Genomic DNA, 11,305 nt, shown 5'->3' with positions numbered 1-11,305 from the left:
GCCGCGGCCAACCGCTCTGGACCCCCGCCCTACGCGGGGGTGACGAGGGACGGTGGAGGAAGCTTCGTCATTCCCGCGAAGGCGGGAATCCAGAGCCCCACGCACAAGCGCCCGCCGGCAAGAAGCTCAGCCCAACTCCCGCTCCAGCATCCGCCGTGCCGAGCGCTGCACGTGTTCGGCGATCACGCGAAACGCCGCTTCCATGCTCGTTCCCCGCCGCCACGCCAGCGCAACCGAGCGGTGCGCCTTCCAACCCTCGACATCGACAACGTTCAGCCCGGAAAGCCCGCCCACATCGCTTTGCAGATAGAGCCGCGGCAACACGGTGAGGCCTAGACCCGAGGCCGCCATCATGTGCAGGCTGTCAAGACTCGTGCCCTCGTAATCCGGGCTCAGCGCCATGCCGTACGCTTCGGCAATCAGCTGCGTCTCGCGGTGCAGGTGGTGCCGCGTATCGAGCGAGAGCAGCACCTGCCCCGCCAGCGCTCCGGGCGCCACCGGCCCTTGCGCAAAGGGACTGTCCACCGCTGCCACCAGATCGAGTGGTTCACGGAACAAAGGCTCGATCTCGAGGTCATCGCCCCGGATCGGCAGCGGCCCGAGCATGACGTCAAGCTCCCCGCGCGAGACTTGCAGCGCCTGCTCGTCGGGAATGCCTTCGCGCACATAGAGCCTGAGGCCCGGTGCCGCCCGGTGCAGATCGGCGATGATCGGTGAAAGCAGATAGGGCCCCAGCGTCGGGGTCGTCCCCATTCGCAGCGTGCCCGTAAGGCCCGTTGCGGCACTGCGCGCCAGTTCCTCGATGCCGCGCACTTCGCCCAGAATGCCCCGCGCCTTGGAAACGATGCTCCGCCCGATCGGGGTGAGAATCGCCCCCGTGGTCGAACGCTCCAGCAGCCGCACGCCCAGCCGCTCTTCCAGCGCCTTGACCTGCTGGCTGAGTGCAGGCTGCGAGACATGGCTGATCCGCGCCGCCTCGGCAAAGGATCCCGTGTCAGCTAACGTGACGAGGTATTGCAGCTGGCGGATCGTTGGCATCCGAGGATATAATCACAGCCTATAGCCGTCAGACAAGAGTTGTAATTGGCGCTGCGCTGCACAATGTCCTAGAGGGACCATACCGGTTTCGGACATCAGAGCTCTCAGGGAATTTCATGGCTGCACCAACGCGGGTCGAACTGCGCGATGCAATACGCTGGCTGGCCGAGATCATCGGCCCGGACGCCGGCTATCTGCGCCTGGCAGCGGTGTACGGCATAGCCATCGGGCTGCTGTCACTCGCCACCCCCATTTCCGTCCAGCTGCTTATCAACAGCGTCGCCTATACTGCGCTGCCCGCCCAGCTATGGACGCTGGCGGGCCTTCTCTTCACACTGCTTTTCGTCGTGGCAATGCTCTCGGCGCTCCGGGTCTATGTAATGAACCTGTTCGAGCGCCGCCTCTTCGCCCGCATCGTGGCCGAGATCACGATACGCGCGGTTCACGCGCGCGATCCGTTCTTCGGCGATGCGCGGCGGGCGGACCTGTTCAACCGCTTCTTCGACCTTACCGTCGTGCAGAAAGCGGTGCCGAGCCTCCTCATCGGCGGTTTCACCATCGTGCTGCAGTCTGCGGTCGGCCTCGTCGTCACCAGCTTCTACCACCCGTTTTTCCTCGCGTTCAACGTGGTGCTGCTGCTTGCACTCCTCGTGATCTGGCTGCTCTGGTCGCGCGGTTCGATGACCAGCGCGGTTGCCTTGAGCCATGCCAAGCACGATACCGCGCGCTGGCTTGAAAGCGTCGGCAGTTCCAACGGCTTCTACAAGTCGAGCCGCCATGTCGGCTTCGCGATGAGCCGTTCCGAGGCGATGACCGCGAACTACATCGCCAAGCACAAGGGCTATTTCCGCTACAGCTTCGCGCAGACGCTGGCGTTCTTCACGCTCTACGCCACCGCGTCGGCGGCGCTTCTCGCGCTCGGCGGCAATCTGATCCTTGCGGGCGAGCTTACCATCGGCCAGCTCGTCGGCGCAGAACTTATCCTTTCCGGGGTGTTCTATGGTGTCAGCCAGCTCGGCTGGTACCTCGATTCCTTCTACGATCTCGTCGCGAGCTGCGAGGAACTCTCGCTGCTCTATGGCATCGCCCAGGAAAAGCTGCCGATGCCCAGCACCCAGGGCCCGCGCGATGGCGCCATTTCGCTGCGCGACGTCAAGCTTGGCGAAACGCACCTCAACTTCTCGCTCACTGCCGGCGAACGCCTCGTGACAGTGCCCGAACCGGGTGTGGAGCGCACCCTTTCGATGCTGCTGAAGCGCCACGTCGCGCCCGAGCACGGCCTTGTCACCGTGGGCGGTTCGGATCTCGGCGGGCTCAACATGTACCTGCTGCGCTCCGAGATCATCGTGCTTGATCGCCCGACGATCGTCGAAGTCACCATCCGCGAGTACCTCAATCTCGCGATTTCCGATGCAACGGCGGAAAGCATCCTCGATGCGGTCGAGGCCGTCGGCCTCAGCGAGCGCATCGCCAGCCTGCCCGAAGGGCTAGATACCCCGCTTGCCTCCTCGGGCTGGCCGCTGACCGTGGGCGAAGTCATGGAACTGAAGCTCGCCAACGCGCTGCTTGCCTGCCCCAAGATGCTCGTGCTCGCGCCCGTGTTCGATGTCATGCCGCCGGCGCAGCTGTTCGGCGTGCTCGAACGGCTCAAGGCTGCCGGCACCACCGTGCTCATGTGCACCGCCCGGCCCGGTTCCTTCGCGCTCGATGGCTGGCTCTGGCTGGGCAAGCAGGAACAGATCCGCTTTGCCTCCGCCGCCGAACTGCAGGCCCATGTAAAGGATCGGGAGGCTGCACGTGCCGTATCGTCTTGAGCACATCGAGAATTTCCCCACGCTCGCGAGCATGAAGGCGCCGCGCGTGGTGGTCATCACCGCGTGGATGGTCGCGCTGGCAATCACCGCCGCCGCGCTGGTCATGGCGTTCGTGCCCTGGGTGCAGACGGCCAACGGCGATGGTCTCGTCGTCGCGCTCAATCCGGACGACCGCGCGGCGGATGTCTCCTCGCTCGTTTCGGGGCGGATCACCGAGTGGTACGTCAAGGACGGTGAGCAGGTCGTCGCTGGCCAACCGATCGCCCGCGTGGTCGATCTCGATCCCGATTACCTCACCCGCCTCGCCGCCGAACGCGCGCAGATCCAGGCGGAAATCGCCGCCGTGACCCAGTCGCGCGCAACCGCGATGCTCGACGTCAACCGCGCCTCCTCGCTGCTGCGCGACGGCCTGATCGCCCGGCGCGACTACGAACTCGCGCAGATCAAGGTCGCCGAGGGCGGTGCAAAGCTCGCCGAATCGCGCGCCAAGCTCCAGCGCATCGATGTGCAGCTGGCCCGCCAGTCGTCGCAGGTCGTGCGCGCGCCGCGGGCCGGCCGCGTCCAGACCGTCAACGCCGGCCTCAGCGGCGGCGTCGTCTCGCCCGGTTCCGTGCTGGCCTCCATCGCGCCCGAAACGGCGGAACGCGCCGTCGCGCTCTATATCGATGGCCGCGATATCGCGCTTGTCCGCCCCGGCCAGCAGGTCCGCCTCGAATTCGAAGGCTGGCCGGCGATCCAGTTCAGCGGCTGGCCCTCCGTGGCGCAGGGCATCTTCGATGGCCGCGTTCGTGCGGTCGATCCCACCTCCGGCTCGGGCGGCCTCTTCCGCGTCCTCGTCGATCCCGCGCCGGGCAAGCGCCCCTGGCCGGACCTGCGCTTCACCAAGCTCGGCGCCAAGGTGCGCGGCTGGATCCAGATGGAAACCGTCAAGGTCGGCTACGAACTCTGGCGCCAGCTCAACGATTTCCCGCTGGAATTCAGCAAGGATATCAAGGCGTCGATCAGCGGCAAGAACGCCAAGGACGATGATACGGGTGGCGTCTCGAAGGACGACGATGCCACCGTGCGCAAGGCCGGCAAGCCGAAGTGACATGAGGCTGATCCGACCTGTCCTCACCGCGCTCGCGCTCGGCTGCGCATGGCCGCTGGCCGCTGCGGCACCGGCCGATCCGGCGCCAGCGGCCAGCCCGGCTGCCGGTCCGCTGACGCTGGGCGAAATCCTCGCCAGCTCGGCAGCGCAGGCGCCCCAGATCGTCGAGGCGATGGCCCGCGTCCGCCAGGCAGAGGGCCGCGCGCTCTCCGCCGAAGGCGCGTTCGACACCGTGTTCGATGTCGATGTCGGCAGCCGCGTGCTCGGCTACTATTCGGGCAGCTACCTCGAAAGCAAGGCCACCCGCCCGCTCACCGGCAATGGCGGCTCGATCTATGGCGGCTACCGCGTCAGCAGCGGCACTTTCCCGATCTACGAGGACAAGGCCTATACCGACCGCCTTGGCGAGCTGAAGATCGGCGGCCTTTTCGCTCTCCTGCGCGACAAGGCGATCGACGAGCGCCGTGGCCGCATTGCCATGGCCGCGCGCGATATCGATGCCGCGCGATTGGAGCGCGAGATGGTCGCCATCGGCGTGCAGGCACGCGCCGCCGCGAACTACCAGAACTGGGTCGCTGCGGGTCTGCGCCTCAAGGCCTATCAGGCCCTGCTCGATCTTGCCGAACAGCGCCGCGAGGGCATCGCCCGGCAGGTCCAGCTCGGCGCGCGCCCCGCGATCCTCCTCACCGAGGCCGATACCAACATCGTCCGCCGCCGCGCGCTCGTTGTCCGCTCCGAGCAGGAGTTCGGCGCCGCCGCCAACGCGCTTTCGTTCTTCTACCGCGACGAGAATGGCGAACGCCTTGTCCCTGGCCCCGAACGCCTGCCTGCCAGCCTCCCCGGCTTCCGGCCGACCCGCCCGGGCACGCCGATGGACCGGCCCGACGTCCAGACCATCAGCGCCCGCCTCGCCCAGTCCGAACTCAAGCTCGCGCTCGCCGAAAACGAACTGAAGCCCCGCCTCGATGTGCGCGGCGAGCTGTCCTACGATATCGGCGGGACCGGCGCCGGCGGCAAATCGCGCGACGGCGAGGAAGCCATCGTCGGCATCCGCCTCACCGTGCCGCTCCAGCGCCGCGCCGCCAAGGGCAAGATCGCCGAGGCCCGCGCCGAGATCGATGGTCTGCGCACCCGGCAGCAGCTCGTGCGCGAACAGATCGCGGTCGAGGTCAAGGGCATCGCCATCGCGGTTGATGGCGCGGCCAAGACCGCCCGCCTCGCCGCCGACGAAGCCGCCCTCGCCGACGACCTTGCCGCCGCCGAACGCCGCCGCTTCGACCTTGGCGCGAGCGACTTCTTCCTGCTCAACATGCGCGAGGAAGCCGCTACCGACGCCCGCGTCCGCCTGCTCGATGCTCAGGCCCGCGCGGCCTTGGCCGGTGTCGACCTTGCCGGCGCAACCGCGGACCGCGCCGCGCTGGGCCTGCCGGACGGGCCTCTGCCCTAAGGCGAAGGGCTACCCCCCTGGGCCCGCGCATCAGGACTTGGTAGCAGCAGCCTTGGTTGCGGCGAGCAGCGCGGCAAATTCCGCCGGGCTCATCGTCTCGAGCGCGTCACCCGCGGCGTCGCTGGCATTTCTATCGCCATTGCCTTCGCCCGAGATCGCATAGGCCCCGTCTTCCGACTTGAGGACGAAGACGAACGGCGCAGCGGGATTGCCCTTGTCCGATACGATGGCCATCGAAGTCTGGTCGGCGCAGCTGTAGACGATCCAGTTGGTCCCGCCGAAGGTACGGTGGACGGGGCCGATATCGCATTTCAGCGGTGCGGCCACCGGTTCGGCTGGCTCGGCCCTCGCGGTGCCAGTTCCGGCAGCCAGCACGGTGGCCACGATCAGCCATGACCGCATAACCGGCTGCCCTCCCCGCGCCGTCATTTCTTGACAACGGGCTTGATCTCAAGCGACCCCGGCTCGACGATATTCACGCCCGAGAACACGATCATCCCGCCGCGAAACTCGACCAGATTGTAATCCTTGTACTGGCCCAGATCGAAGCCCCTCCATTTCAGCGGCTTGCCGACAAAAGGCACCATGCCGAAGGTTTCGATCTTGGCCTCGTCATTCCGCAGAAACGGCTGCGAACGATCGCGCAGCATCACGTTGATCGCGGTATCGAGCTCGGAGGTCAGCAATTCCTTCAGCCTGGCCCCGTTGTTCTCGGTCAGGCTGGCCAGCGGCAGGGCCTTTCCTTCGCAGCAGAAATACTTGATCGTCTTGCCGGAATCGGTCCCGGTCGCGACCTTCGTCTTCAGCACGACATAGGGGCGCAAGTCCTCGGTCTTCTTGACGAAGGTGAGCACGACATAGGGCGTCACCGTCATCGTGCTCCCGCCCGGCTGCGGCGTGAGCGTGTAGGCCGAACGGAACGCATCGCCCGCCATGATCGTATTGGTCATCTCGATCGCCTTGGCGCGGACGTCGAAGCGCAAGTCATCCTCGACCGTGCGGACCTTGTCTGTGCCGACCCCGGTATTCACCGAACTCTGCACCAGCATGCCGACGACGCCGAACAGCATCCCGATTCCGCCGCCGCCCTGATAGCCGGAGACAACCACATTGCTGTCGGGGATGCGGTGGACGCCCATCGGCAGATCGCTCATCCCGTTGGCGCCCTTTTCCGAAAAGACGATGGCGGTCGGCACCGCCGGTGCAGCGCTGGCCGAGGCCGGCGGGGGAGTGGTTTGCGCCATCGCTGCGGGCGCCGCCGCGACCAATGCCAGAACGGCCATACGCTTCATCATGCAATTCTCCCCCCCTGAGCCCCGGCTCGCGCTGCCGCCCCCGGCAGTGCGCGGCCATCTGCCCGATCGTTAGCCTACGGACTTGCCCGATAACAACCGTGTAAACCATTGCGTGCCGCCGTGGTTAACGCGATGCTGCATGAGGCCGGCGCGGTTTTCTCCGCCGCCTCTGTCCTACTTGTCCGCACTGGGATACACTCGCCCGATGATCGGAAATCCCCGCAGATGCGCGCCCCGCAAGGCCCAATGCCCCGCAGGCACACGGGCCTTCAGGGGCCTTGCGCGATTTCGCTCAGGACTGTGTCAACCGTGTCAACCTGACCTGAATTCAGACGGAGCGCGCTGCGCATGAAGGTTCTGATCGCCCCGGTCTCCAAGCTGCTGCTCGCGCTCGTGCTTGCCCTGCCTTTCGCAGCAAACGCCGAACCGCAGCGCACCCTGCTCCGCCCGGCGCAGGTCTTCGATGGCACCGATCCCGCGCCCCATCCCGGCTGGCAGGTGCTGGTGGAGGGCGAGCGGATCGCCGCAGTCGGCCCGAACCTGTCCGTGCCCCCCGGCACCCAGACCATCGACCTGCCCGGCCAGACTCTCATGCCCGGCATGATCGAGGGCCACGGCCACTTGTTCCTCCATCCCTACAACGAGACGCCGTGGGATGATCAGGTCCTCCACGAGCCGCTTGCACTGCGCACGATCCGCGCGGCCAAGGCGGCCGAGACCACCCTGCGCGCGGGCTTCACCACCGAGCGTGACCTTGGCACCGAAGGCGCAGGCTATGCCGATGTCGGCCTCAAGAAGGCGATCGACAGCGGGCTCACCCCCGGCCCCCGCCTCCTCGTCGCCACCCGCGCCATCGTCGCGCAGGGCGCCTATGGTCCCAAGGGCTTCGAACCCGGCGTCGCCGTCCCGCAAGGCGCCGAGGAAGCCAGCGGCGTCGAAGGCGTGGTCCGCGCGGTGAGGAACCAGATCGCGGCGGGCGCCGATGTCGTGAAGCTCTACGCGGATTACCACTACCGCCCGGGCGAGCCGAGCCTGCCGACCTTTTCCGAAGCCGAGCTGACCGCCGCCACCGCCGCCGCCCACGATGCCGGGCGCACCGTCGCGGTCCATGCCGTGACTGCCGAGGGCATGCGCCGCGCCATTGCCGCCGGGGTTGATACCATCGAACATGGCGATGAAGGCACGCCCGCCGTGTTCAAGGCGATGGCGGCCAAGCGCATCGCCTTCTGCCCCACGCTCGCCGCTGGCGAGGCCATCGCGCGCTATCGCGGCTGGACCGACCCGGAGCATCCGCCCGCCGGTGTCTGGGAGGGCCGCACCGCCTTCCGCGCCGCGCTCGCCGCCGGTGTGCCGATCTGCATGGGCGGCGATGTCGGCGTCTTCGCCCACGGCGACAACGCCAGCGAAATGCGCGCGATGGCCGCCGAAGGCATGACGCCCGCCGCTGTCCTCATCGCCGCCACGTCGGGCAATGCGCAGGCGTTCCGCCTCACCGATCGCGGCGCGGTGAAGACGGGCCTCCTTGCAGACCTGATCGCCGTCGAGGGCGACCCGACCCGCGACTTGTCAGCGCTCACCCGCATCAAGCTCGTCATGAAAGGCGGCGCGGTGGTTCGTTAGTTACGCCTTGCCCACCCCCCCTCGTCATTCCCGCGAAGGCGGGAATCCAGAGCGGTAAACGCTGCGCTAGCCCCACTGGATTCCCGCCTTCGCGGGAATGACACGGGGGTAGTCTTCAGACCAGATTATTCCGCGCCAAAGTCGTCCCTGCGCGCCACGAGACGCCGACTTCGTGCCAGTACCCGGCAATCTTCTCCTGCGGCGCGATATCCAGCAGCTCCTCGACCGGCGAGTCGAAGTACGTGAGGTCGAAATCGCCCTTGAAGCAGCGCCCGAAGTCCACATCATAGCTCGACATCGTCACCACTTCGTCGAGGCTCTGCGTGCCATCGGTCTCGATTGCCGGCATCCAGCGATTGTGCACCATCGGCAGCCCATTGACGAAGCCGGGCTTCTCCGCCGTCTCGGTAATCGTGAAGCGCCCTTCGGCAAGCCGCCGGTCGAACGCCGCGAGCGTCACCCCAAACGTCCCGCCCGGCTGCAGGCGCGGGCCCGCCTTGCCGACATAGACCGGGCGGCTCATCTGGATCGAACCCAGCTTCTTCGGATAGCCCTGATGCTGCCCCCGCAGCATCGCGAATTCCTTGTCCACCCAGATGTAGACGCAGCGCGACCAGGTCTTGCCCTGAAACTGGCAGCGCACGACGATGAACATTTCCTTGTACTGCACCCGCACCGGATCGAGGATCTGCAACGGATCGTCCGAAGTCGATTGCCAGTCCGCCCAGATTGCCGCGACAGCGCCGGGGTCTTCCTCGGCCAGCGTGAAACCTTCTGGCAGCAGCGCCGCGATCTTGGCGGGGTCGGTGCGGTATTCCAGCGTGATGAGCTCGCCCGAATAGTGCCACGGCACCGGCGGCACGATGCTCGCCTTGCCGCTCGGCGTGCGCGGGTAGAACAGGCCCTTCAGGTTGCTCATCATTACCTCGTCTGGATGTCTCGCTGTGCTTCTAGCGCCCTTCTCCTGCCAAGCTTGGCCGCAGCGGCCAATGCCAGTGGCGTCGGCCTTGGCTAAGGGGTAACGCAAATGGAAACGAGGGCTTCTGCGATGACCACCGAATACCGCCGCATCCTGCTCGATGGCTACCCCATCCTAACCACCCGCCACGGCGACGAGCTCGTCACCAAGGACGGCCGCAGCATTGGCGTCGACGAAGCGGTGCACCTCGCGCCGTGCAACCCCAGCAAGATCATCTGCGTGCACCTCAACTACGTCAGCCGCGTCAAGGAGTTCATCACCAAGCTTCCGCCCGCACCGACCTATTTCCACAAGCCGATCACCGCGCTCAACACCCACAAGGGCGCCGTCGTCCGGCCCGAGCGCTGCAAGTACCTCAACTACGAAGGCGAGATCGCCATCGTCATCGGCCGCTCCTGCCGCAACATTTCGCCCGAGGAAGCGGCGGACTACATCCTCGGCTACTCGGTCGCCAACGACTATGGCCTCCACGATTTCCGCGATACCGACGCCGGCTCGATGCTGCGTGTCAAGGGCTCGGATACGCTCTGCCCGATCGGCCCCGGCCTCGTGACCGGCTGGGATTTCCGGAACAAGCAGATCCGCACCCTGGTCAACGGCGAAGTCAGGCAGGACGGCAACACCAGCGAGATGGAGTGGGACATGCACTACCTCGTCGCCGATATTGCCCGCACGATCACGCTGGAGCCGGGCGATGTCCTCCTATCCGGCACCCCCGCAAACAGCCGCCCGGTGCAGCCGGGTGATGTGGTGGAAGTCGAAGTCGAAGGCCTCGGCAAGCTCACCAACACCGTGGTCCACGGCCCCACCCCGATCCGCGACGATTGCGGCGCGCAGCCGACCGAATCCGAGGAAGTCATCTCGACCGCGATGGGCGGCGACTGGGAGTTTCGCGGCAAGCGGGCGGCTGGCGGCCAGGGCGCAGCCTTCTATGAGTCCGCGCTCGAGACCAAGTGAGCTTGTCCGCTACGGGGTGACTGCTAGGCTGCCCGCATGGCAGAGCCCACCATCTCGGCGCAGTTCCTGCGGCACGTCGCCAACTGCGTCGAGCTGACCGGACACTCGTCGAACGGCCTGCTCGAGCAGATTGCTGTGACGCGCGAGATGCTCGAGGACCCCGAAGGCCTGATCCCGCTCGCGCATTTCCTCGCCTTTTTCGAGGAAGCGGCGGCATTGGTGCGCAATCCGCATTTCGGGCTGCATGCGGGGCGCCTCGCCGGGTCTGACAGCATCGGGCCACTGAGCTTCCTGTTCCTCAGCGCGCCTGATCTCAGGACCGCGTTCGCCAGCTTTTCGCGCTATCTCTCGACCTTCCAGCAGGCCAGTCGCCACCAGTTCACCGACGAGGGGAAGCGCGCAACGTTCGCCTATGGGCTGGTCGATCAGTCGCTCTCGCGCCGCCGGCAGGACGCGGAATACTCCATCGGCGCGATGGTCAGCCTCGCCCGGCAGTTCACCGGCGGCGAGATCGAGTTCAGCGAAGTGCGTTTCGAGCACGAGCGCGTGGGCGATTATGCGCGCTACCGCGACTACTTCGGCTGCGACGTGTTCTTCGAGCAGGATTGCAACGCGCTGACCATCGAGGCGCGCTATCTCGATCTGCGCGGCCGCGTGCTCAGCCCGGCGCTGCATCCCATTCTCGACGAACACTTGCGCCGCCTCGCGGGGCGTGAGGGCAATGACTCGCTCGCCGATGCGGTCAAGGCGCTGATCGAGGCCGCGCCGCTCGATACGCCGCCGCCACTCGCAGAGGTCGCGGCACGGCTCGACTTGTCAGTGCCGACGCTGCACCGCCGCCTCGCCGCCGAAGGCAGCGGCTGGCGCGCGCTGGTTTCAGCCCACCGCATGGAAACCGCCGCGCGCCTGCTGCGCACCAGCCGCCGCAATGTCAGCGCCATCGCGCTCGACGTGGGCTTTGCCGAAAGCGCGAGCTTCACCCGCGCTTTCGCAAGGCATTTCGGTGTCTCGCCCGGACGCTACCGCAAGGGCGAGGTCACACCACAGAAATAGGGACAGTCCCTA

10 protein-coding genes are annotated in these 11,305 nt (G+C 66.6%); 6 read left to right on the top strand and 4 right to left on the bottom strand.

The genetic code is table 11. The annotated features are described in order from the left end of the window. Window positions 1–126: 126 nt before the first annotated feature. Window positions 127–1,038, bottom strand: coding sequence for a hydrogen peroxide-inducible genes activator (locus tag K5Q19_RS01965; protein WP_292940476.1), 912 nt, complete (start codon window positions 1,036–1,038; stop codon window positions 127–129). Window positions 1,039–1,154: 116 nt separating this feature from the next. Here K5Q19_RS01965 and K5Q19_RS01960 point away from each other — a divergent pair, with 116 nt between their 5' ends. From K5Q19_RS01960 to K5Q19_RS01950, 3 genes are read left to right on the top strand one after another with little or no spacing between them, the layout of a single operon-like run. After that, complete coding sequence (locus K5Q19_RS01960; RefSeq protein ID WP_292940473.1) at window positions 1,155–2,852, top strand: ABC transporter ATP-binding protein; 1,698 nt, start codon at window positions 1,155–1,157, stop codon at window positions 2,850–2,852. Further along, entirely contained in the window at window positions 2,836–3,942 is a 1,107-nt protein-coding gene (locus K5Q19_RS01955) for an HlyD family efflux transporter periplasmic adaptor subunit (protein ID WP_365758074.1), read from the top strand. Before K5Q19_RS01960 ends, K5Q19_RS01955 begins: the two co-directional genes overlap by 17 nt. Before the next feature lies 1 nt (window position 3,943). After that, on the top strand, window positions 3,944–5,389 hold the full coding sequence (locus K5Q19_RS01950; protein ID WP_292940470.1) for a TolC family protein: 1,446 nt from the start codon (window positions 3,944–3,946) through the stop codon (window positions 5,387–5,389). Between the two features lie 30 nt (window positions 5,390–5,419). On the opposite strand, the gene K5Q19_RS01945 is transcribed toward K5Q19_RS01950, so the two are convergent. Together K5Q19_RS01945 and K5Q19_RS01940 are read right to left on the bottom strand one after the other, a co-directional pair. Next, window positions 5,420–5,791 carry a hypothetical protein gene (locus K5Q19_RS01945; RefSeq protein ID WP_292940469.1) on the bottom strand — a complete coding sequence of 124 codons (372 nt, stop codon included), beginning with the start codon at window positions 5,789–5,791 and terminating at the stop codon, window positions 5,420–5,422. A 23-nt stretch (window positions 5,792–5,814) separates the two neighbouring features. Continuing rightward, window positions 5,815–6,684: a hypothetical protein gene (locus tag K5Q19_RS01940; RefSeq protein ID WP_292940467.1), complete on the bottom strand. Its 870-nt coding sequence runs from the start codon at window positions 6,682–6,684 to the stop codon at window positions 5,815–5,817. 348 nt (window positions 6,685–7,032) lie between these two features. On the opposite strand from K5Q19_RS01940, the gene K5Q19_RS01935 reads away from it, so the two are divergent. Further along, window positions 7,033–8,304, top strand: coding sequence for an amidohydrolase family protein (locus K5Q19_RS01935; protein ID WP_292940465.1), 1,272 nt, complete (start codon window positions 7,033–7,035; stop codon window positions 8,302–8,304). A 115-nt stretch (window positions 8,305–8,419) separates the two neighbouring features. Here K5Q19_RS01935 and K5Q19_RS01930 read toward each other — a convergent pair whose 3' ends face one another. Further along, window positions 8,420–9,223 carry an acetoacetate decarboxylase family protein gene (locus K5Q19_RS01930; protein ID WP_292940462.1) on the bottom strand — a complete coding sequence of 268 codons (804 nt, stop codon included), beginning with the start codon at window positions 9,221–9,223 and terminating at the stop codon, window positions 8,420–8,422. Window positions 9,224–9,352: 129 nt separating this feature from the next. Here K5Q19_RS01930 and K5Q19_RS01925 point away from each other — a divergent pair, with 129 nt between their 5' ends. After that, the gene (locus K5Q19_RS01925; protein ID WP_292940459.1) at window positions 9,353–10,240 is read left to right on the top strand and encodes a fumarylacetoacetate hydrolase family protein; all 888 of its coding nucleotides are present in this window, start codon (window positions 9,353–9,355) and stop codon (window positions 10,238–10,240) included. A gap of 36 nt (window positions 10,241–10,276) precedes the next feature. After that, the gene (locus K5Q19_RS01920; RefSeq protein ID WP_292940456.1) at window positions 10,277–11,293 is read left to right on the top strand and encodes an AraC family transcriptional regulator; all 1,017 of its coding nucleotides are present in this window, start codon (window positions 10,277–10,279) and stop codon (window positions 11,291–11,293) included. Window positions 11,294–11,305 lie beyond the last annotated feature (12 nt).

Source organism: Novosphingobium sp., assembly GCF_019748365.1.
Classification (GTDB): Bacteria; Pseudomonadota; Alphaproteobacteria; order Sphingomonadales; family Sphingomonadaceae; genus Novosphingobium.
This window is presented reverse-complemented; position numbering and strand designations above follow the sequence as displayed.